At 32.9% G+C, this 24,133-nt stretch carries 16 protein-coding genes; 13 read left to right on the forward strand and 3 right to left on the reverse strand.

Annotated elements, in window-relative coordinates; genetic code table 11:
• Positions 1-482 precede the first annotated feature (482 nt).
• Positions 483-1,976, forward strand: a complete 1,494-nt coding sequence (locus CGC52_RS05740) for an MFS transporter (protein WP_041913695.1) — start codon at positions 483-485, stop codon at positions 1,974-1,976.
• A 148-nt stretch (positions 1,977-2,124) separates the two neighbouring features.
• Complete coding sequence (gene pgmB, locus CGC52_RS05745; RefSeq protein WP_095893704.1) at positions 2,125-2,751, forward strand: beta-phosphoglucomutase; 627 nt, start codon at positions 2,125-2,127, stop codon at positions 2,749-2,751.
• 281 nt (positions 2,752-3,032) lie between these two features.
• Here pgmB and CGC52_RS05750 read toward each other — a convergent pair whose 3' ends face one another.
• Positions 3,033-4,283 carry an IS4 family transposase gene (locus CGC52_RS05750; protein ID WP_095893404.1) on the reverse strand — a complete coding sequence of 417 codons (1,251 nt, stop codon included), beginning with the start codon at positions 4,281-4,283 and terminating at the stop codon, positions 3,033-3,035.
• A 181-nt stretch (positions 4,284-4,464) separates the two neighbouring features.
• Here CGC52_RS05750 and CGC52_RS05755 point away from each other — a divergent pair, with 181 nt between their 5' ends.
• The gene (locus tag CGC52_RS05755; RefSeq protein WP_172913907.1) at positions 4,465-4,947 is read left to right on the forward strand and encodes a GNAT family N-acetyltransferase; all 483 of its coding nucleotides are present in this window, start codon (positions 4,465-4,467) and stop codon (positions 4,945-4,947) included.
• 110 nt (positions 4,948-5,057) lie between these two features.
• Positions 5,058-7,358, forward strand: a complete 2,301-nt coding sequence (locus CGC52_RS05760; RefSeq protein ID WP_095893705.1) for a glycoside hydrolase family 65 protein — start codon at positions 5,058-5,060, stop codon at positions 7,356-7,358.
• A gap of 63 nt (positions 7,359-7,421) precedes the next feature.
• Here the strand turns inward: CGC52_RS05760 and CGC52_RS11400 are convergent, their stop codons facing one another.
• On the reverse strand, positions 7,422-9,122 hold the full coding sequence (locus tag CGC52_RS11400; protein ID WP_095893706.1) for a leucine-rich repeat protein: 1,701 nt from the start codon (positions 9,120-9,122) through the stop codon (positions 7,422-7,424).
• Between the two features lie 620 nt (positions 9,123-9,742).
• On the opposite strand from CGC52_RS11400, the gene CGC52_RS05770 reads away from it, so the two are divergent.
• The 5 genes from CGC52_RS05770 to CGC52_RS05795 all read left to right on the forward strand — a co-directional run bounded on the left by CGC52_RS05770 (position 9,743) and on the right by CGC52_RS05795 (position 16,458).
• The gene (locus CGC52_RS05770) at positions 9,743-10,366 is read left to right on the forward strand and encodes a hypothetical protein (RefSeq protein ID WP_232751795.1); all 624 of its coding nucleotides are present in this window, start codon (positions 9,743-9,745) and stop codon (positions 10,364-10,366) included.
• A gap of 637 nt (positions 10,367-11,003) precedes the next feature.
• Entirely contained in the window at positions 11,004-13,193 is a 2,190-nt protein-coding gene (gene rnr, locus CGC52_RS05775; RefSeq protein WP_095893707.1) for a ribonuclease R, read from the forward strand.
• Between the two features lie 87 nt (positions 13,194-13,280).
• Positions 13,281-13,793 (forward strand): PH domain-containing protein, encoded by a 513-nt coding sequence (locus CGC52_RS05780; RefSeq protein ID WP_095893708.1) that lies wholly within the window; start codon positions 13,281-13,283, stop codon positions 13,791-13,793.
• A complete protein-coding gene (locus tag CGC52_RS05785; protein ID WP_095893709.1) occupies positions 13,774-15,285 on the forward strand; it encodes a PH domain-containing protein in 1,512 nt (503 codons plus the stop codon). Before CGC52_RS05780 ends, CGC52_RS05785 begins: the two co-directional genes overlap by 20 nt.
• 486 nt (positions 15,286-15,771) lie before the next feature.
• A complete protein-coding gene (locus CGC52_RS05795; RefSeq protein ID WP_042005761.1) occupies positions 15,772-16,458 on the forward strand; it encodes a LysE family translocator in 687 nt (228 codons plus the stop codon).
• Positions 16,459-17,132: 674 nt separating this feature from the next.
• Here CGC52_RS05795 and CGC52_RS05800 read toward each other — a convergent pair.
• Positions 17,133-17,972 (reverse strand): class I SAM-dependent methyltransferase, encoded by an 840-nt coding sequence (locus tag CGC52_RS05800; protein WP_042346525.1) that lies wholly within the window; start codon positions 17,970-17,972, stop codon positions 17,133-17,135.
• Between the two features lie 2,281 nt (positions 17,973-20,253).
• Between CGC52_RS05800 and CGC52_RS05805 the strand changes: the two genes are divergently transcribed.
• From CGC52_RS05805 to CGC52_RS05820, 4 genes are all read left to right on the forward strand, one after another.
• Positions 20,254-20,715, forward strand: a complete 462-nt coding sequence (locus CGC52_RS05805; protein WP_042010407.1) for a division/cell wall cluster transcriptional repressor MraZ — start codon at positions 20,254-20,256, stop codon at positions 20,713-20,715.
• Complete coding sequence (gene rsmH / locus CGC52_RS05810) at positions 20,702-21,610, forward strand: 16S rRNA (cytosine(1402)-N(4))-methyltransferase RsmH (RefSeq protein WP_042010363.1); 909 nt, start codon at positions 20,702-20,704, stop codon at positions 21,608-21,610. The genes CGC52_RS05805 and rsmH overlap by 14 nt, the downstream gene beginning before the upstream one ends.
• A 6-nt stretch (positions 21,611-21,616) precedes the next feature.
• Positions 21,617-21,946, forward strand: coding sequence for an FtsL-like putative cell division protein (locus tag CGC52_RS05815; protein WP_042010365.1), 330 nt, complete (start codon positions 21,617-21,619; stop codon positions 21,944-21,946).
• 168 nt (positions 21,947-22,114) lie between these two features.
• The gene (locus CGC52_RS05820; RefSeq protein ID WP_232751796.1) at positions 22,115-24,133 is read left to right on the forward strand and encodes a penicillin-binding protein; all 2,019 of its coding nucleotides are present in this window, start codon (positions 22,115-22,117) and stop codon (positions 24,131-24,133) included.

Here is a 24,133-nt window from a genome sequence, read left to right on the forward strand (position 1 = left end):
TTAGAGTTTAATTACAAATTACGAGAGTTAATTACGAATTACGAGAGATGTTTGTAAATCGTAATTTCAAATTCGTAATTGACTCTGTAAGAGGTTAATTACAAATTACGATGATTAATTACGAATTACGGGGAATGTTCGTAAATCGTAATTTTAAATTCGTAATTGACTCTGTAAGAGGTTAATTACAAATTACCAGAAATGTTCGTAAGTCGTAATTTCAAATTCGTAATTGACTCTGTAAGAGGTTAATTACAAATTACGGGAAATATTCGTAAATCGTAATTTTAAATTCGTAATTGACTCTGTAAGAGGTTAATTACAAATTACCAGAAATGTTCGTAAGTCGTAATTTCAAATTCGTAATTGACTCTGTAAGAGATTAATTACAAATTACGGGAAATATTCGTAAATCGTAATTTTAAATTCGTAATTTGCAATTATCTCCGTAATTAACTTCATAAGTAAACATTTTTTTCACAATGGAAAAACGAAGATTAAGTTTTTGGGAAATATGGAATATGAGTTTTGGTTTTTTGGGTATCCAATTTGGGTTTGCCTTACAGAATGCCAATACATCTCGTATTTTTGAAACGTTAGGAGCCAAAGTTGAAGATATCCCAATTTTGTGGATTGCTGCTCCTGTTACTGGGCTAATTATTCAGCCTATTATTGGATATATGAGCGACCGAACGTGGACGCGATTGGGTCGCCGTCGTCCGTATTTTTTAATCGGTGCGATTCTCTCTTCTATCGCATTGTGTATTATGCCGAATTCGCCTTCACTGTGGATTGCCGCTGGAACACTCTGGATTATGGACGCCTCCATCAATATTTCAATGGAGCCTTTCCGAGCCTTTGTAGGGGATAATTTGCCTGATGAACAACGTACTACTGGATTTGCAATGCAAAGTTTCTTCATCGGAGTGGGAGCGGTGGTAGGTTCAGCCTTGCCTTATATTTATACGAATTATCTGGGAATCAGCAATACAGCTCCCGAAGGGGTCATTCCCGATTCGGTAAAATGGTCATTCTATGCAGGAGCTATCGTTTTTCTGGTAGCTGTACTATGGACGGTTTTCTCTTCCAAAGAATATTCTCCTGCCGAGTTGGAAGCCTTTGAAAAGAAAGATGTCAATACCTACAAAAACGAAGTTTCTTCCGAAGAAAAAGCAAAAAAACTAAACTTTTACGGAGCAATTTTTGCTGTTGTGGGGGTTATTTCAACAGTTTTTCTTTATTTTTTCAAAATGGAAAAAGAGTTGTACATTTTGGCTATCGGACTGGCAATGTTAGGATTTTCGTTCTTGTTTACCTCTTATCTCCATAAAAGAAAAGTGAAAGAGAATGGCTTTATTTCTATTACTACCGATATGCTTTATATGCCCAAAACGATGAAGCAATTGGCTTTGGTTCAGTTCTTTTCGTGGTTTTCGCTTTTTGCAATGTGGATTTACACTACGGCAACGGTAACGGGACGTATCTACGGAACTACGGATACTTCATCACCTTTGTACAACGAAGGGGCAGATTGGGTTACGTTGCTTTTCGCTGTGTACAATGGGGTAGCAGCATTGGTGGCATTCTTGCTTCCTGTTTTGGCAAAAGCTACTAGCCGTAAGGTTACTCACTTTATCTGTTTGTTATTGGGAGGATTAGGGCTTATTTCGGTGTATTTTATAAGTGACCCAAATATGCTTATCGTTTCGATGGTTGGTGTAGGAATTGCTTGGGCGAGTATTCTTTCAATGCCGTACGCAATTCTTTCTGGGGCATTGCCTTCGGATAAAATGGGGTATTATATGGGCGTATTTAACTTCTTTATTGTACTTCCACAGATAGTTGCCGCAACAATTTTGGGAGTTCTTGTACACAATTTGTTTAATAACGAACCTGTATATGCGTTGGTTGTAGGAGGTGTAGCGATGATTTTATCAGGATTTTTGACTCTTGGAGTGAAAGATTCTATAAAGTAGGCAACGGAAAATAGGTGATAGGGATTGGTGGTTAGCAAATAGTGATTAGCAATTAGCAGATAGCACTTGCAACTTTATCCTTTTTACTTTATCCTTTATCCTTGCAGCTTGGTACTTGTTTTTTAAAACATTTAAATTTATACTTAAAATGAAAGCATACATATTTGATTTAGATGGTGTTATCGTCGATACAGCAAAATTTCACTTCATAGCGTGGAAGAAAATTGGACAAGAATTTGGGTTTGAACTTACACACGAACTCAACGAACAGCTTAAGGGCGTAAGCCGTGTTGATTCGCTTCAAAAAATATTGAATTGGGCAGGTGTTTCTGTTTCCGAAGAAAAATTTAACGAGTTAGCAACACGTAAAAATGAAGATTATTTAAGCTATGTAGCTCAAATGAACGAAAACGATATCTTACCTGGTGTAAAAACATTTTTGGAACAGACAAAGCAAAAAAATATAAGGATTGCTTTGGGTTCGGCAAGTAAAAATGCCCGTCCGATTTTACAAAAGCTCGGAATCATTTCGTATTTTGATGCCATTGTTGATGGAAATGACGTTAGCAAAGCCAAACCCGACCCCGAAGTTTTTGTGATTGCAGCTCAAAAATTAGGTGTGCAAAATGAAGATTGCGTGGTTTTTGAAGATTCGGAAGCAGGAGTTCAAGCGGCCAAAACGGCAGGAATGAAAGCTATCGGAATTGGAAGTGCAGACGTGCTACATCAAGCCGATGAGGTTTTCTCTGGTTTTGATGCGATTTTAAATCAATAAGGAAATGATAAGTTTCTTTTCCTTGTGCTAAATAATCATTTCATAATCAATAGAAAGTAACGTCGTTTGGCAAATTATGAGTTCATAATTGACAGAAAGTAACGTCCTTTAGCAAATTATGAGTTCATAACAGATAGAAAGTAACATCGTTTGGCAAATTATGAGTTCATAACAGATAGAAAGTAAAATCGTTTAGCAAATTATGACTTCATAACTGATAAAAAATCACAGCCGTCCGAAAGTTTTTTGAAAACTCATAAAATTCCTTGTCAACCCTTTATTTATAAGGGCAGACTTGTTTGTTGTGCGGAATTATCTCTGTCAAAGAGTGTGTTTTCAGGTGGTTTTTTTGCTTTTTTTACAATCGGTTTCAGCTCATTGCATACATAATTCAAGGTTAAATAATGCATAAGGCACACCCTTATTTTCTCGCAAAAATTACTAAATGCCGTCTTTTTATCGCTATAAAATCGCTTTATCAACTCCAACAGAAGATAGCAAATCAAAGATACATAAATCTGTGATTTCACCGCATTTTCACTCGTTCCAAGAAAAGTTTTTATCTGTAAATTTTGCTTCATCGCCTTGAAAAACAACTCAATATCCCATCGTTTTTTGTACAAATCCGCAATGGTTCTCGCCGTCCAATCCATATTATTGGTGATGATTTCTATGGTTTTGTTGCCATCTTGCTTATAAACCTTTACCAAACGCAATTTCTCTTGATCAATACCACTTTCTACCGCCTTTTTTGAGGTCAAAACGATGATTTCATCTTTGAGGATGTCGTGGTCTTTTTCATCAGGCAGGTCTCGTTCTTCGAGACTTTGGTAGAGCGTGTTGGACTTAATTCGCGTAACAAAAGTATTTTGGCAATGGATTCTGCCCAGCATCAAACTAAAATCAAAATAGCCTCTATCCTCAACAATGATGGTGTTTTTCGGATAGATATTTTGTTGTAATCCTTTGCTATCGTGTGTTTTAGCTTCGGTGATATTGACCATTTCAGGCAATCCAAGTTGATCGTCCCAAACGGTGTGAATTTTGAGTCCGCCTTTAGCTGTCCGATATTTTGCCCAGTTGAAAAGGCTTAAACACAGGCTAATGGTAGTACTGTCAATGATTTTTATTTTGTGGTTTTGGATTTCATCGATGATATGACTTTGATGTTTGGCTTTTAAAGAGTGTTTGTAATACTTTAAAAGACTAGAATACAAATCTTTAAATACTCCATAATGTCTTACTTTGTTTCCATCACTCATTGTTGATTTTGCGGGACTTTGTTTGAGTTGGAGATCGCTTAGGAAAGTGCTACTAACTGATAATCCGCAACTTATGTCGGATAGCGTATAGCATTTATTCAGCTGTCCGAAAGTTAGTGCCACCAATTGGTCGCGAGTTTTATAGGTAGACTTTCCCTTATCGGACTGATGTTTAGCGATTTCCGCTCTTAAAATATGCGCAGGAATGAGATCTAAAATTTGTCTGATTACGGGTTTATTTGTATTTTTGCTTCGCCTGAAGAGTGCCATAATTGAAAAAAAAATGGGAATTTTTCAAATATACGACATTCTCAGGCAACTTTTATTTTAAAAGTTTCGGATAGTTGTGATAAAAAATAACATTGTGCTTAATGAGTTTTGTTTAGAAATTTTGTGAATGTACGTTCGTGATGATTATTTCTAAATGGAAAATAACAAAATACTTATTTTTATGGAAGAAGTAATAAATATAAGGGAAATGTTTCCGAGCGAGTATTCGTTATTGCAGGATTTTTTGTACGAAGCCATATTTTTACCCGAAGGTGTTACACCGCCACCGCGTGACATTGTCTTTCACCCCGAACTACGCATCTATTTTGCTGATTTTGGCTCACAAAAAGGTGACGTAGCCGTAGTAGCGACAGTTTCGGAGCGGATAATTGGTGCGGCGTGGGCAAGAATTATCAACGATTACGGACATATCGACGACCAAACTCCCTCACTTTCTATTTCGCTTTATTCGGAATATCGAAGTCAAGGAATTGGAACAAAATTGTTTAGATATTTGTTGGATAAACTCGCAAACGAAGCTTACAAGAAAGCCTCTCTTTCGGTACAAAAGGCTAATTATGCCTGCGAAATGTACTTAAAAATGGGTTTTCGTATTGTTAAAGAAAACGAGGAGGAATACATTATGGTATTTGATTTGGGATAAACAGATTTATTTCTCAAAAAATTATCATTCCATAATTGATAGAAGTAGTGGAAAATAATAAATTATAGTCATCTTTTTTACAATATTAAAAAAATAAAATCATACATAGAATGAATCAAGATTATATCGTGCCGGATAATTGGTGCATCATAGAAGAAGGATTTGAAAAAGACCGCGTAATGCAGTCCGAGAGTTTGTTCAGTTTGGGTAACGGAGCGATGGGGCAACGTGCTAATTTCGAGGAACATTACTCAGGAAAAACCTTTCAAGGAAGTTATATCGGAGGGGTCTATTATCCCGATAAAACCAAAGTAGGTTGGTGGAAAAACGGCTATCCGGAGTATTTTGCCAAAGTGTTAAACGCTCCAAGTTGGATAGGTATCCGCGTGAAAATCAACGGAGAGGAATTGGATTTGAATACGTGCAAATCGGTCAGAAATTTCAAACGAGTGCTAAATATGAAAGAGGGTGTTTACACGCGTTCGTTTGTGGCGACACTCCCAAGCGGAATGGAAATTCAGGTGAACGTAACTCGTTTTCTTTCATTGCAATACGATGAAGTGGGCGTAATTCGTTATGAGGTTACTCCTCTTGGCGAAAAAGCTACTATTACGTTTGAGTCGTATTTGGATAGCTCTATTGAAAATCACGATACAAACTGGGAAGAAAAATTCTGGAATACACTCGATGTCAAGCAAGTAGGAAACAAAGGTTTTGTCGTAGCGGAAACCAAGAAGACAGCCTTTCGTGTTTGTACCTTTATGGAAAATCGGTTGGAAGTAAATGGCATAATTTCTAACATTCAAAAGGTAAATCAAAAAGAGAACTACATCGGTTTCGTATATGAAACTTCGGCAGAGAAAAATCAAACCGCTCAATTTGAAAAGTACGCAGGATATGTAACTTCATTCAATCATCCGAAAGAAAAATTGATTGAAGAAACGGAACAATTATTGCTGAAAATTACTGCTTTAGGCTTCAACGAATTATTGAAAAAACAGAAAGAAGATTGGGCTGAGGTTTGGCAAATGGCGGATATCACTATCGAAGGCGATGTCAAAGCACAACAAGCAATTCGTTTTAATATTTTCCAATTGAATCAAACGTATTCGGGTAAAGATGCTCGTTTGAATATTGGTCCGAAAGGATTTACAGGTGAAAAATATGGCGGAAGCACCTATTGGGATACCGAAGCCTATTGTTTGCCGTTCTATATGGCGACCAAAAACGCCGAAGTGGCTCGTAATTTGTTGAAATATAGATATGACCAATTGGGGAAAGCCATTGAAAATGCTGAAAAATTAGGTTTCAAAAACGGAGCAGCTCTCTACCCAATGGTAACGATGAATGGCGAAGAATGTCACAACGAGTGGGAAATCACCTTTGAGGAAATCCACCGCAACGGAGCTATTGCGTTTGCGATTTACAATTATGTGCGTTATACGAATGACTTTGCGTACGTTCCTGAAATGGGTTTGGAAGTACTTATCGGAATTGCACGTTTCTGGCACCAAAGAGCGACCTTTTCAAAGGATAAGAATAAATACGTAATTCTTGGAGTAACAGGTCCTAACGAATACGAAAATAATATCAATAACAATTTCTATACGAACTATATCGCTCAGTGGTGTATCAAATATGCTAAGGAATGTTTGGATAAAGTGAAAACTTCTTATAGTGATGATTTTGAGCGAGTTTGGAAGAAAACCAATCTTTCCGAAAACGAAATAGAGCAATGGTTAGCGGTTGCCGAAAATATGTATTATCCGTATTCGGAAGAATTGAATATTTATCTGCAACAAGATGGCTTTTTGGATAAAGAACTAATCACAGTGGCAGAGTTGGATAAAAAAGAACGTCCTATCAATCAGCATTGGTCGTGGGACAGGATTTTGCGTTCGCCTTACATCAAACAAGCCGATACATTGCAAGGATTCTATTTCTTTGAAGACCATTTCACGAAGGAAGAATTGGCTCGTCATTACGATTTTTACGAACCTTTTACGGTACACGAATCGTCACTTTCTCCGTGCGTACATAGCATTTTGGCGGCTTCTTTGGGAAGAATGGAACACGCTTACACGTTCTATTTGCGTACTTCTCGCCTCGATTTGGACGATTACAACAAAGAAGTTCACGAAGGATTGCACATTACCTCAATGGCAGGAACGTGGATGAGCATCGTGGAAGGCTTTGGTGGTTTGCGTATGCGAAACGGAATGTTACACCTGAATCCGCAAATTCCATCGCAATGGAAAAGTTATTCGTTTAAAGTGAATTTTCGAGGACAAATCCTTAAAGTTTCAGTGTCACCAAAAGAAACAAAACTTTCGCTCGAAGGAACATCTTTACAACTGAACATCAACGGAAAAGAAGTGGTTGTTAATGATGAATTAACAATTAGCAACTAATAATTAAAAAAGCTATCCAATTTTTTCGTTGGATAGCTTTTTTGTTTTTAAAGCAGGCGTATATTAGTACCCTTCAATTAAATGAGCGTAGTTAGACCATGCTGCTTGGTAAGCCGCTACGCTGGCAGCAGGCACACGAATTTTTGTTAAATTATTCAATCCATTTCCTAAAGTACCTTCTTGAAGTATTGGTGGAGTGGTTGCTTGTACTGTGATGGTTGTAAGATCAAGACAATAATCAAACACTCTACTTCCCAATCCTTCTATAGAAGGAGGAAGGGTTACCGAAGTTAGTTTAGTAAGACGGAACGCATTATAATCTATTCCTTGAACACCATTTTCAATAGTAACGGATGTCAATCCAGCACCATTAAAAGCATAAGATTCAATAGTTCCTACACTACCAGGAATAGTTATAGAAGTTAATGATCTACAATATTCAAAAGTTCTGTCATATATACTTTCTAAACCATCTGGTAATGTTACTTCGGTTAGAGATGTACAATTTTGGAAAGCTTCACCACCTATTACCTTCAACGTAGAAGGTAAGTTGATATTAGTCAACGAACGACAATCTGCAAAAGCTCTATAGTATATACCTTCTAAACCATCTGGTAATGTTACTTCGGTTAGAGATATACAATTTCTAAAGGCTCCACCATTAATAGATATCAATGTACTTGGTATTGTAATGCTTTCTAACGATTTACAATTTTCAAAAGCATCACTACCAATATATTGAATATTTGTATCTTCTAAATTTATATATCGCAAACGAGAAGCTGCAAAAAAAGCTTTGTCACCTATGTATTTTATACTGTTTGCCAATTTAATGCTATAAAGTGCTGTACAATTCTCAAAAGCATAATTGTCAATTACTTGCACATCTTTTAATTCAGGGTGGGCTGGCATATCAATAAAGCGGGTCGTTGTATTGTACCACATTTTCAGTTGTAGCTTCCCATAAACGTTTACCAATCGGAAATCGGGTAATCCAGAAGCACCTACACCTCCTAATACAACATAATCAACACTCCAACCAGTGTTTGTTTTAGGGCCATAAAGGCGTGAGGTGGTCAGGTCAATATACCAATCGCCTTCGTTCCCCACAGCGGCAGTTGGTGCTACTGTTCCCGATAAAATATTAGCTCCGTCAGCACCTTTGTCGCCTTTCGCACCTGGGGCACCCGTAGCTCCTGTAGGACCTGTATCGCCTTTATCACCCCTATCTCCTTTTGCTCCTGGGGCACCCGTAGCTCCGGTAGCACCTGTATCGCCTTTATCACCCTTATCTCCTTTAGGGCCTCCCGCTGGACCTGGTTCTCCCTTAGCTCCTGGTTCTCCTTTTGCTCCATCAGCTCCTTGTTCCCCTTTGTCGCCTTTTACACCGGGGTCTCCTTTATCACCCTTTTCTCCAACGTCTCCTTTGTCGCCTTTCGCACCGGGGTCTCCCTTGTCACCTTTTGCTCCTGTTTCGCCTTTTAAATTCAAAGGTAGTCCCCAGCCATGCTCGGTTTTTGCACCGTACAAATTGCTGGTGCTTCGGTCAAAATAAAAATCACCCAGATTTCCTAAATCTTCAGCAGGACTTCCGTTTCCAGAAATAATCATGTTTCCATCACGACCATCTTTCCCATCGCGACCATCCTTGCCGTCTTTTCCATCGATGCCATCACGACCATCTTTTCCGTCGATACCATCTTTCACGCAACTTATGGCTCCTATCACCAATAGTGCCATAAAAAACTTAATTAGTTTTCTCATTGTTAATGGTTAATTATTAGTTATTAATTGTATTTCTGTTATAAAACTGAGAAATTTAACAATTTCTCAGGCTGTCATAGTATAAACATCCGCTTTAACAATAGAACTCATTTTGACTTTTTATTTTGCTTAAATTTTATAAGTCCTAAGATTATTTTCAAAGCACTTTGCCAAAAGCCATAAACCTAATAGGCTGAAAAATTGTTCATACTATCATGATATAAAAATCGGTTTTAACTATATTTTAGTGTCACAAATATAGCTAATTCTATTTCAATAATAAAAATTCACTAAAAAGAGAAATATATTAACTTTTGTTAACAAAATGCATGAACGGTTCAAAATCGTGCATGAACGGTCATTTTTTGCTAAAAAGAATTAATTTTAGATGGTTTTTAATACTGAAATTTAACTAATAATTAACGTTTATCCATTTCTTAACTTATTTCAAATACAAAAACATATATCACCAACCACTGACCACATATTCCCTAATTACTAACCATCACTCACTAAAACAACTCATCCCGTAAAAATTTTGAACGAAGCCAAAGATATGTTTAACGAAGTTTCGTAAACAAAATAAAATTTTCTAATTTTACACCAAAAATTTACAATCAATGAAATATTTTGCAACGGTGGTTTCTTTTTTGTTCCACCCGATATGGTTTCCAGCATATGGAAGTATTATTTTTTTCCTTACTACTTCCATCTATCAACCTGCTGATGAAATTAAATCCATGTGGACAATGTTGGTTTCCGTTTCTTTGGTAGCTCCCACATTAGTATATGCAATCATTTATATGTTTAATTGGATAAAATCTCCTTTCAAAATTGAAAATGAAAACAGAAAATGGATGCTCTACGGATACATAAGTATTTTATTAGTCATAGCTCTAAAAATCACCACATTAGATTCTTTTCCAATGTTGTATTTTTATATGATGCAACTCTCTATAAGCTGTTTTTTAGTAGTTTTATTACATTTTTTTAAATTTATAATTAGTATTTTCACTACCCTAATCGGCGGAATTACAGGTTTTACGGTATTTCTAAGTATTTTTTACCAAATGGATTTAACATACCTAATCATTTTATGGGTAATTATCAGTGGTTTTGTAGCCTCTTCACGTATGTACTTGACCGCACAAACACTTTTGAGTTCATTGATAGGTTGGCTTATCGGGTTTACTTCACAAATGATGTTATTTCTTCTACTAAATAATGTGCATCATATTGATTAATAAATAGTAATTGGAAAAGAAATCTGTAAAAATGAGCCTTTCAACAGATTTTGATAGAATTGTTAGTCATTTTTCAAAAAACATTGATAATGAAAGAGCTAAAAAATTCTTAAATGTGAATAACTTTTAGAACAAAAATCAATTATAAAATTTGCTTTTTTGTACAAGTTGTATATACAGCTATACCACCAAAAAAAACAAATTTATTTGTAGAAAAAATATGCATACTTTTTCTGTAGTTATCAACAATTCTTGAGTCTAAAACTTATCAAAAAAAGGTTGTTCATTTCAAAAATGAGTTATTAACAATAATATATAAATATCTGATTTTAAATATAATTAAATAAATAAAAGTTGTTAATAACTATTTATAAACTACTAATACTCGAAAAAGCAAATCTTAGATATTTTATTTTTTCAGTATTTCAACAGGATAATAATAATAACCCATTTTTTTATTTTAAAAAATATTTTTTATTCTTTAAATTGAATTGTTGAAAACATCAAAAAAATAAAATTCAGAATATGTTAAAGATAACTTCAAAATTGTAGTTTCTATTTTTATTTTTATCTTTGGAATCAATTCTGTTTAAAACACAGAACGTAATTTTATAAAGAGCAAAATTATTGATTATTTATGTCTAAACAAAAAAAGAAAACAGCTAAAGCTAAAAAACACGACCTTACAAAAGGCATCTTTTCTGTATTGGAAACCAATCAGAATGAGAGTTTTAACTACAAACAAATTGCAGCAAAATTGAACATTACTGATGCTTCCGGACGTAATCTACTCATAAAAAGATTAATACAACTCAAAGAAAAAAAGAAAATCCTTGAAGTTGAACGTGGAAAATACAAAGCTATTCCAAGTCAGAATTATTATACAGGAATAGTGGATATTACCTCTCGTGGAAATGCCTATGTTGTTGTAGATGAGTTAGAAACGGATGTGTTTGTTCCTTCTAATATGCTCAACAAAGCCCTTCACGGAGATTTGGTGGAAGTTTATATTTTTCCTCGATTCCGAAAAGGAAATAAATTGGAAGGCGAGGTTACAAAAATTATTGAGCGTAAAAAAATGCGTTTTGTGGGTGTGGTGCAAATGCAGAAAAATTTTGCTTTCGTCTTGCCAACCGATCATCGAATGTACACCGATATTTTCGTGTCGAAAAATGATATTAACGGAGCTGAAAACGGCGATAAAGTCATCGTTCGTATCGAAAAATGGGAAGGAAAATCCAATTCACCTTTCGGAGTGATTGAGAAAATTCTTGGAAAACCCGGTGAACAATCTACCGAAATGCATTCCATTTTGGCAGAATATGGTTTGCCTTACGAGTTTCCGCACGAAGTGGAAGCCTTTGCAAAACAATTGGATACCTCAATCACCGCTGAGGAAATTGCCAAACGCCGTGATATGCGTAACGTGCTGACTTTCACCATAGACCCGAAAGATGCCAAAGATTTCGACGATGCACTTTCGTTCCAAATTTTGGAAAACGGAAATTACGAAATTGGGGTACACATTGCCGACGTGTCGCATTATGTGCAAGAAGGAACTATTTTAGATGAAGAAGCCTACAATCGAGCCACTTCCGTGTATTTGGTGGATAGGGTAGTGCCGATGCTTCCCGAAGTGCTTTCTAATTTTGCGTGTTCGTTACGTCCGAATGAAGAAAAGTACACATTTTCAGCGGTTTTTGAGATGAACAAAAAGGCGGAAATCCTCAATACGTGGATAGGACGAACCGTTATCAAATCAGACCATCGATTTACTTACGAAGAAGCACAGGAAGTTATTGAAACAGAAGGAAATAGAGAAGAGGCAATAAAAAATACTAATGAAGAGCCTAATGCCTATCGCCCATTGCCTACTGCTTTAAAAGATACCATTTTAATCTTCAATGATTTAGCTAAAAAACTGCGTACCAAACGAATGCGATTAGGGGCTATTTCATTTGATAAAATCGAAGTGAAATTCCATTTAGATGAAAACGATAATCCAACGCACGTATATTTTAAAGAAAGCAAAGATGCCAATAAACTCATTGAGGAATTTATGCTTTTGGCAAACCGAAAAGTAGCCGAATTCATCGCCAAGCAAAAGAAAACTTTTGTGTATCGTGTTCACGATGAGCCTGATGACGAAAAATTGATGCAGCTCAATGGCGTGATTTCTCGTTTCGGTTATGGCATCAATATGAAGGATAAGAAAAGCATTACCCACTCGCTGAATTCTCTTTTGGAGGAAGTAAAAGGTAAAAAAGAACAGAATTTGGTGGATACACTTGCCATTCGTTCGATGGCAAAAGCCTCATATTCAACGGAAAATATTGGTCATTACGGACTGGCATTTGATTTTTATACGCATTTTACCTCGCCCATTCGTCGCTATCCCGATGTGATGGTACACCGATTGTTACAGAAGTATTTGGACAATCAACCCTCTGAAAAACAGGAAGTTTACGAAACGAAGTGCAAACATTCGTCTCAGATGGAAAATTTGGCTTCGTCTGCCGAGCGTGATTCGATTAAGTATATGCAGGTGAAATATATGGAAAATCATAAAAATCAGCATTTTGCGGGTGTTATTTCGGGCGTTACCGAATGGGGAATTTATGTGGAAATTGTAGAAAACAAATGTGAAGGTTTGGTCAGAACTCGTGATATTAAGGACGATTATTATATTTTCGATGAGAAGCAATACGCTTTGGTAGGGGAGGTTACCAAAAATATGTATCAACTTGGAGATGAAGTAGTTGTACGCGTAAAAAATACTGATTTACTCAAAAAACAATTGGATTTTGAGTTGGTGGGAACAAATTAGAAAAGTTGATTAATAAAAATTGCGAGATTTTACGATAATCTCGCAATTTTTTTTACCTTTGTCTTTACTTTCTGAAAAAATTTACTTATGAACGATTTAGTAACTATCAACCAAATTCCTGATTATGAGCAAATAACACTGACCAATCTGCATTCCGACTATAAAAAAATAGCTCGGATGAATGCTTTTATTTTTGGAGTGATTGGATTAGCATTTTTATTGGGAATATTTTTCATTTTCGATACGGTAGAAAAATACTACATTTTTGCTGCTGTTTTTCTAATTTTTTTATTTTTAATAATTTATATTTCAATAAGTTACAAGTATAAAAAATATGCTTTTCGTCAGCAAGATGCTATTTACAAAACAGGAATAATCTATCAAGCAACGCATATTGTTCCTTATGTTCGTTTGCAACATATTACCATCAAACAGGGTTGGTATGCTAAACGCTTGGGATTGGCTACTTTGTGTTTGTACACGGCTTCTTCTCACGATGGTGTTTCTATTCTTGGGTTGTCTTTGCAGGAAGCCGAACGTTGGAAAAGTTTTTTGTTGAATCGTATAGAAGCTATTGAAAATGAATCAGATGAATTATGATTTTTCAAAACCAAATCAACTTTCAAAAAAGGCTTTTTGGTTGGCTTTGGTAAAAGCTTTTTGGAGTAATTTCAAAATCTTTTGGGGAGTTTTCGCCATATTTCTTTTCAAAAAAACGAATAATTCTGATGGTAAACTTGAAGTTTTCTTAATTTTTTCGGTTATATTTTTAGTAATCAGTATTTTAATATTTATTTTTCAGTACCTAAAGTATAAATATTTTTCATATCAAATTATTGATAATGAACTGATTATTCGTGAAGGTTGGTTAAGTAAATCGGAAACGGTGGTAAAGTTTGACAAAATTCACGAAGTACATCTAAATCAGAAGTTTATACATAAAATAGTAGGATTATACAAATTAGATATAGACACGGCAGGAAGCAACAAAGTGGAAATTTCTATCGATGGAATAGATTATCATAAAGCATTGGTTATCAAAGATATTTTAACAGAAAAAGAAACCATTTCTGAAATTCGGGAAGAAATTTCTTTGACAGAAAACACAAAGCCCAAAGAAGAATTTACTCCTCTGAAAATAAGTATTTTAACTTTGTTTAAAATCGGGATTACGCAAAATTATTTTTATACACTTTCGTTGATGTTTGCTTTTTCGTATCAGATAATTGATTTCATAACCGATACATTTTACGAAAAACGTTCTGATTTTATTGACCAATTGTCGGGATTTTCAAATGCTAATTCAACCATACTTTTTTGGATTATTTTCTTATTTATTCTGATAGTTTTTGTGATTTCATTCAATTTAATTCGCACATTATTAACATATTATAATTATAAAATAGAAATTAAAAACGACCGTTTGTTAGCTTCATATGGGCTTATAAATTCGCATATTGTTGCGGTTCCTCCTAAGAAAGTACAAATGATTCATTTTCAGCAAAATTATTTTCAAAAGCTGATGAATTTGTTTGAAATGCGAATTTCACAAATTGATTCTTCCAAAAACGAAGAGAAAAAGCGGCAAGGTTTAGTAATTCCTGGTATCAATGCTTTGGAAATGAGAAAATTATTTCGATTTATATACGATAAGGATTTTCAAGAAGTAAAAGAATTTTATCGCCCAAGTTTTCGGAAAGTTATTATTCGGGCAATGTATTTGTTTTTTGCTCTTTTGACGATTATTTTAACTATGTATTTCATTGATTTATTGAATTTTACGTATATTCCAATATTTTTATTTTTTGTTGTTTTGTTGCTCATTTATATTTCATACAGAAATGAAAAACTTTTTTTGAAAGATGATTTTATTATACTCAAAAGTGGTATTTGGGATTTGACAACTACCTATTTACAAGTAGATAAAATTCAGCAAGTAAAAATAAAGCAATCTTATTTTCAAAAACGTAGAAGTCTGGCTTCTATCAAGTTATCTACATTTTCCGAGAGTTTACGATTGAACTTTTACGATGAAAAATTACTTAAAAATTTGGTGAATGAATCTGTATATAAAATTGAGTTTGTCATTTAAAAGTATATAAATCAGGATTTTATAGTTACATTTTTTCTTGGAAAATAGTATAAACATTTTGTTATTGCCATTTTTTGTTGTAACTTTGTGGATGTGTTATTATTTTAGAGATATTCAGTTGAATTTTTTTACTATGGAGACAAAAAATCAGTTGATAAGAAAGAAATTTGGATTGTTTTTTTTAATATTCTGTTTGGTTACTTTCTTGATTTGGTTCATTTTTCCACACCAATTGGTTGGGAATATCTATGTTTTGATGGGATATTTGGTAGGAAATTTAATTTTTCTTTACGTTTTGTATAAATACAAACGAAGTCTGAATAAAGTTGAATAATTGGAAATGGAATAGGGGAGAAGCTACAAAGTTTTTCCCTTATTTTTTTGCTTTTTCTTCTTTTTTCTTTATTTTTGTTAGTCGTTTTGTATGTTAAAATGTTTTTCCTTGATTTTCAAGGAGCTAATCAAAAATAATTCTCAAAAAATTAAATGTTTTCAGATGTATTACTTGCTTTGCCTTTGGGTGTGATATTAGCTTTTACCATTGGCCCTGTTTTCTTTGTTTTGTTGGAAACGGCTATAACTAAGGGATTTAGAGCTGCTGTAGCTTTTGATGGAGGCGTCATTTTGGCTGATATAGTTTTTATTTTGGTTGCTTATTTTACTACCAGTGGTTTGCTTCAGCGAGTGAAAGATGACCCACTTTTGTTTATTATCGGTGGGCTCATTATGATTTCCTATGGATTAATTTCTTATATAAAACTCAAAAAAGATTTTCATCAAAAAAATAAAATAGAGAGTACGGATAATAACTTGTCCATCAAGAGAGTGAATTATTTAGCTCTTTTCATGAAAGGATTTTTGTTGAATTTCATAAATATTGGTGTACTCGGTTTTTGGCTTGGAATTATCATCGTATTTGCTCCTCAATTGGATATGGATACTAATAGAATTTTAGTGTTTTTTACTTCTATTGTAGTAATTTATTTTATAATAGATATTCTTAAAATATTGATAGCAAAACAATTAAAAAATAAACTTACTGCTTTTCACATCTATAAAATTAAAAGAACGATAAGTATCATTTTATTAGTCTTTGGAGTTTTTTTGTTGGCACAAGGTATTTTTCCAGAGAGCAAAGAAAAATTAAACGAAATATTTACTGAAAATCAGTGATTTTTTAAACCACATTACTGATGTTATAAAACAAAAAATGCTGTCAAAACACTAAATTTTTGGTAGCATTTTTTCTTATTTGAAATATACTTGAAAATAATTTGTGTATTTTCAAAAAAAATGCTATCTATGCACCTCAATTACGGTACATAAAAGCGTTAGCTTACTATTCTATTTTAGGAGAATCTGGTAAATTCAACAATACATTAGGATAAGTAGCAAAAACGCTCACGCTATATGGCGTGGGCTTTTTTCTCTTATTTATATGTTATTGGCTTACCAGAGGCTTCCTAAAAATAAATAAGAGTTAAGAAAGTCCTCGCTTTTTTTATTTCATAAAGTTTTGAATTTCTTTTTTGCTATAAGCTATTGTTAGATAGAAGAACCGATGATCTGGAAAATAATGAGAGATGATAGAAATTGAAAATCCTAATTATTGCGTTCTTTAAAAAGGCTCGGAATTTTCTGAGCCTTTCTTATTTTTAAAAATCGTCTTTTTTTGATATGAACGAAAAATGATTAAAATTTTTATACTATAGATTTTAATTATAATAAATTCTAAAATTATAGATTTTTTCTATAAAAATCGACTTTCAGAAACCTATCAAAAATTCATTTTCTTTTAAAAGTGATATGAATATACCTTTTGTATACTGAAATGCTATAAAATAGCTTTAAAATGATTTTTTGCATTTTTTGAGTATATAAATGTGTGAAGAATACTCATTTTTGGTCATTCCGTAATAATTTGAATATAATCCATTCAAAAAACCTTTGATAAAATTTTTCTTTCCTGTTTTGTATTTTTCTGAAAGTATTGATACGTAAAAGGAATCGAAAAGCATTGGTTTTATTTTCAGCAATTCGAAGCCTTTTGCAGTGAAAATTTTTTGAATGCTTGTTTTTGAGAAATGCCACAAATGGCGAGGTACGTCATATGCTGCCCAGAAATTCTTATAGTGTTTTGCATCCCATGAATTGAAATTAGGTACAGCTATTATTAAAATTCCATTTTCTTTTAGTAGTAAGTTTATAAGGTTGATTTGCTTTTCCAAATCAGGAATATGTTCTAACACATGCCAAAGAGTAACTACATCAAATGAATTTTCTTCAAATGAATCGTAGTTTTCAAATAAATTTATTCCCTTTTGCATTGCTAATTTTCGAGCTTTTTCATTAGGTTCGATGCCATCAACATTCCATTTTTTAATCTTTTTACAAGCTAAAATAAAATCTGCTGTTCCTGCACCTATATCTAATAAGCGTATATTTTCGTTTTTATAATCTGAAATCACATTAATTTTACTCCGCAAGTTTATTATTTTTACATACTGATATAACTTGTCAAACCACGTTTTTTTACTATCCGTATGTGAAATATACTCTTGACTTTCGTAGTACTTAGCAAGATTTTCAGGAGTAGGGGAGGTTTTAAAAAGTTGCAATTCCGGATTGTAAATTAACTGAAATTCTTCTTCTGAAACACTGTAATCTTTGACTTTTAGAATATTCATTTTAAATTAAACCTATTAACTCACAAAGGTACTATTTATTGATTTAGAAAATATATTTTTTCTAAAAAATCTTTATATTTTATTGTATATTATTAATAATCAAATAGTTATGGTATTTTTATGTATATTTTTTAGTTTTACTATAATTCATCATAATATGTTCCACGTGGAACATTGTTATTATTCTTTTTATTTTTCTATAATAAACTAATTATATTAATTAAACTTCTTGAGAAGTACTAAAATACTGTATACTAAAAAATAGTGATTCGTTATATTGGTGTGTAGCTTTTATATATGTTTATGTAGATATTGTTATTTCTTTATTTCTACGGAGATTGATAAAATTGCAATACTTCATTTCTAAAATTTAAAGTAGTATAGTAGATGTATTTTATTGTAAAATGTTCCACGTGGAACAATTTTATTAATTACTATTTATATAAATCAGAATATTTTATAAAATGATAAATGTATATATGTTATAAAATTCAGTTTTTTTTAAAAAAATATAAGATGTATTTTATTTAATAATTTATTCGTATTGTAATTGATTATTGTTACTTTATTAAGAAATTGTATACAGAATCAGCTTTTAAAACGGTTTGTTTTTGTATTCTTTATAAAAATCAGGTACAGTATTGTATTTTTTTTAAAAAAATGTTCCACGTGGAACTATTTTTTGAAATAAGATTTGATAATTCAAGAAGATGATAAATATGATTATTTCATGTTTAGATTTTGTACTAGATGGTTTTAAATCGAAATATTGAAACAAAATATTTTCGAAATTCTAAATAAAAGTGTATTTGTATTATTTGCGATTTAAAGTAATATTTTTTAAGAGTGCATTATATATAAAATTTATAAATCATAAATTTTTTAAAGATTAATAATAGTCCTATGCTTATATAAAATATAACGATATTTTTAAATTACAATTAATCTATCGGTTTATGTAAATAGTGATTACTATTTTAAGCTGAACTATGGGAGTTTATTTTTAGTTATTGTATAATTTATTTTCTAAAGTTACTGTAATGAAATTTATTTAAATAATTACATTTTTCTGAAAACTTCTCAATGTTTCGGCAATTTTTTAAAGGAAATAATCTTTACTAATTTTCTTTTCTTGTTAAATGTATTTTTACAAAAAATATCGACTAATAAATCCACGGAAATTTGTTCGAATACTATCATCACTACTTGTAGTGGAATATTCTTAGCATAGTATTCACTAGAAAATACTACTTCTTACTTGTAGTAGATAAATGTTTTATACATAGAGATTAAAATTTCAAGTTTAAATTATATTGTTGATTATTTATTCTTCGTTGTTATCCATGATAAGATTAATGTTTTTTATTTTTCCGTTTTTAAACTATTTTGAATACATAAATTTTACCCATTACGGTTTTTTTTCTCTGTTGAATTTTAAATGTATTTATAGATTTCTCAGAAATTAAAAGTAGTTTTTTTTATACTTTTTATGTTTATTGAAAAATAGCAGTATCTTTAGGTTGTAGTTGATACGAAAAATCTAACTCTTGAATACTTTTTGGAGGGAAATTGGTATTTCGTTAATATTTTTCTTTTGTATGTTAAACTCTTTTTTACGAAAATAGCTATATATTTTCGTTCATACAGGAATTTTACAAGATTATTTAATTAATTTAAATTACATTATTTTCGGTTAAATTATATTTATGAAAAATAAGATTCTTTACTGCTGTTTTCTTAAAAAAATGGAAGTCTATTGTTTGATTTTTCAGTAAATTGCTACTTTCCTATATCATTCAAATAATAATTTTATGATATGTTTAATCTGCTGAATTTTATTAGGTTGATGTATGAAATTTATCAATTTTTAATTCGTTTACTTGAGTTATTCTTAAGCCTTGAAAGTTAACTAAGAAACATAAATTTTCCGTAAATTAAGTTTTAAATTACATAGAAATGTGAAGTTTATTTTACGTTTCTATGTGTTTTAATAACAGCTATAATTTTTTTCGTGTATTCAGCCTACAACAACTCCGCTATTAATTTTCAAAACTTTAGAATCACATCCAGTTCATAAATTATTCTGCAATAAATACTGCTTAGTAGAAGAAATTTATACAGGTTTAATCGTTAAAATATTGTTTTGAGTTTTGTCAGATAATCTTATTTTTCTGTATATAAAAATCTATTTCTCAAAAACTTATCAACAAAGTGGGAAAAAGTGGTGGAATGTGGGAAAAAATTTCTATTTTTGTCGAAAAATAATTTTAAAAATATTTCGTTGAAAATTCTTATAGGGACATATGAATGTAAGATTGACGCTAAAGGACGAGTAGTATTACCAGCTCCTCTCAAAAAACAATTGGGAGATTTGGAAGTTGGTTTTGTACTGAAACGCTCCGATTTTCAGCGTTGTATTGACTTTTATACTACTGAGGAGTGGAATAATGAAATGCTAAAAATCAGAAGTTTGAACCGATATGTGAAAGAAAATGATGATTTCATCAGAAAATTTATGTCGGGAGTGAAACTTGTTGAAACTGACGCCGTTGGTAGAATATTAATTCCTAAAGATTTGCTTGATTTTGCTCAGATCAACAAAGAAATTGTCTTTTCAGCCCTTGGAAGTCGAGTTGAAATTTGGGACAAAAATGCCTACGAAAGAGCAATCGATACAACGACAGAGGATTTTTCACAATTGGCTGAGAAAGTTATGGGAGGACTTAGAAATGACAACAACTAATTCATATCACAAACCCGTCTTACTAACCGAAAGCATTGATGCACTCAATATTAAAGAGGAAGGAATCTATGTTGATGTTACCTTTGGAGGAGGTGGTCATTCGCGTGAAATTCTCAATCGTTTAGGAAAAAAAGGACGACTCTATGCTTTTGACCAAGATGAGGATGCTATTAAAAATAGTATTGATGATGAACGATTTACGCTCATAAACCAAAATTTCAGATATATTGCCCGATTTTTAAAATTCTACGGAGTTAAAAAAGTAGATGGTATTTTGGGCGACTTTGGTGTGTCATCACATCAGTTTGATGTTCCGGAACGTGGATTTTCTACTCGTTTTGATGGTGTTTTGGATATGCGTATGAATCAAAATGGAGGTGTTTCAGCTCAAAATATCGTAAATGAATATGATGAAAATCAGCTGTATAGGTTGTTTTACAATTATGGCGAATTGAAAAATGCTAAGGCTATTGCCAAAGCTATTGTTGCGGCACGAGTCAATACACCTATCAGAACAGGAAGTGAATTGCAAGAGATTTTAAAGCCATTTTTACAGAAATTCAAGGAAAATAAAACTTTAGCACAGATTTATCAAGCCATACGCATTGAGGTAAATGAAGAAATGCAAGTTTTAGAAGATTTTTTGTTACAATTACCTGATATTGTTTCAGTTGGTGGGCGTATTAGCTTCATAAGTTACCATTCATTAGAAGATAGATTGGTTAAGAGATTCATTCGTGATGGCAAATTTGATGGAGCTGCCGAGAAAGATTTTTATGGGAATACTTTCGTACCATTTAAAAAAATAGGAGGAATGATAACCCCAACCGATGAAGAAATCAAAGAAAATAATCGTGCAAGAAGTGCCAAGTTACGAATTGCCGAACGAATCTGATAACTAATGGGAAAGGCAACTAATGAAATAAAAAATTTTATTCGTGGAAAATTTTTAGTAGAGGGAAAAAATGCTATTAAAAATTGGACAATCATTGCTTTTTTGTTTGTACTGAGTGTGATAATGATTACGAGTGCTCACAATGCCGATCGTAAGGTACACGAAATTGCACAACTTAATAGAGAGGTTAATGAATTGAAGAGCGAATTTGTTTATGTTCGGTCGAAATTGCAAAAAGTCAAGTTAGAATCAGCATTGTTGGACAAATTACGAAGCAAAGGACTTAAACAACCTGAACGCCCTCCTCACAAGATAAAAGTGATTGTAAGTAATTGATTTTTACAGATCATTCGGTATTTCGATTGCTAATTGATGAATCTTTAAGGAAAATATAAACGAAGTTTGAAGCAATTATTGATATTTTGTTTCCATACGAAGTTTGCATGGCTAGATATGTGATCCAAGAATAGATTAGAACATTAAGAATCCTATATCCTAATAAAAATGAAAACTCAAAAAGAAAACAAAATTCGAGGACGTGCCTATATGGTGGCTTTTATGCTATTGATATTAGCTGTTGTCATATCGGTTAAACTCATAAACATTCAAATTAACGGAAAAGACTATCGAGAAGACTCTGAAAAACGCTATTTGCGAGAAGCAGATATTGAACCTAACCAAGGAAATCTCTACTCTGATGACGGAAGTTTACTCGCAACGTCAGTAACTCGCTACGATATCCGATGGGATGCTGTGGCTTCCATCAAAAATGAGGATTTTAATAAACATATCCGAGCTTTGAGTGATTCGTTGGGAAAAATGTTTAAAAAACCAAGTTCTTACTATCAAAATTTACTCCGTAAGGAACGTAATCTAAAAAATCGTTATCTATTGATTGGAAAGAATTTAGGCTATGGAGAATATGTTCGAATTAAAAAATTTCCACTTTTTAATTTGGGTGCTAACAAAGGCGGAATTATTGTTGAACCAATCATCAAACGCGAGTATCCCTTAGGAGGAATTGCTCATCGAAGTATAGGATATTCACGTGTTGGGGAAGATGGATACGTCAATCGAATAGGGTTGGAGGGAGCTTATTCCAATTACCTCGTAGGTACGAAGGGCAAACGCATGGAACAAAAGATAGCAAAAGGACAATGGAAACTTGCCAGTGGGTTTAATATCATTGAGCCTAAGGATGGATATGACGTAGTTTCGACCATAAATGTTAATATTCAAGATATTGCACACCATGCGTTACTTTCACAACTTCAGAAATACAAAGCCCATCACGGTTGTGTCGTAGTGATGGAAGTCAGCACAGGTGAAATCAAGGCTATTTCAAATTTAGAACTAAATCCAAAAAACAATACTTATTCCGAGCGATATAATTATGCCGTAGGAGAAACACACGAACCAGGTTCCATTTTTAAGCTCATGGCAGTAGTTGCTTCCATGGAAGAAAGTGGTATAGATACAACTTATGTAGTTGATATTAAACAAGGTAAAGCAGAGTACTATAAAGAAACCGTAGAAGATTCACAAAGAAGTTTCAGAGGAAAAATCAATATAGCAAAGGCCTTTGCCATATCATCAAACGTAGGGATGACTGAAATGGTACATCATCTATTTGCTAAAAATCCAAAAAATTTCACCGATAAATTAAGTGAAATGAATTTAGACAAACCTTTGGGATTGCCTATTTTGGGTGAAGGAATACCTTACATTCCTAAGCCTAAGGATAAGAATTGGAGTGGGATATCACTCGAATGGATGTCCTTTGGTTATGGACTAAAACTTACACCTTTACAAAGTTTAACTTTTTATAATGCTATTGCTAACGAAGGTGTTATGGTACGTCCACGTCTGATTAAGGAAGTTAAAGAATGGAATAAAACCATTGAAAAATTTAATGTGGAAATTATCGATAGGCGTATTTGTTCTAAAGAAACTGCTCGAAAAACCAAAGGATTACTTGCTGATGTGGTTGAAAAATCCTACGGTACGGGGCATAAACTCTATTCTCCAAATTTTTCGATGGCAGGAAAAACGGGAACCGCCCGAAAAGATTATGGAAGTAACCAAAAGGGTAGGGGATTTAATTATATTTCATCTTTTGCAGGATTTTTTCCTGTTGATAAACCGAAGTATTCGTGTATCGTAGTTATTCATGAGCCAGACAAAAGTGTTGGATACTACGGAGCTGATGTGTCTGGGCCTGTATTCAAAAGTATTGCACAAAAAATACATACTAACTCATTGTTAATAAATACTATAGAAGACGTTCAAAATTCATCGCTTCAAACGGAAAAGGAATATGATTTGTACTACACAAAGGCTCAAAAATACAAAACAGTTATGCCTAATCTATTCGGAATGAATGCAATGGATGCTATTGCTCTTCTTGAAAATATGGGAGTTCGTGTCAAGTTGGTAGGAGAAGGAAAAGTCAGAGGGCAGTCTCTGCCAAGCGGACAAAAAATAAGAAAAAACGAAAATGTGATTTTGACATTAGGAACCTAA

Source organism: Capnocytophaga sp. H2931 (genome assembly GCF_002302535.1).
In the GTDB taxonomy this organism is placed as follows: Bacteria; Bacteroidota; Bacteroidia; order Flavobacteriales; family Flavobacteriaceae; genus Capnocytophaga; species Capnocytophaga canis.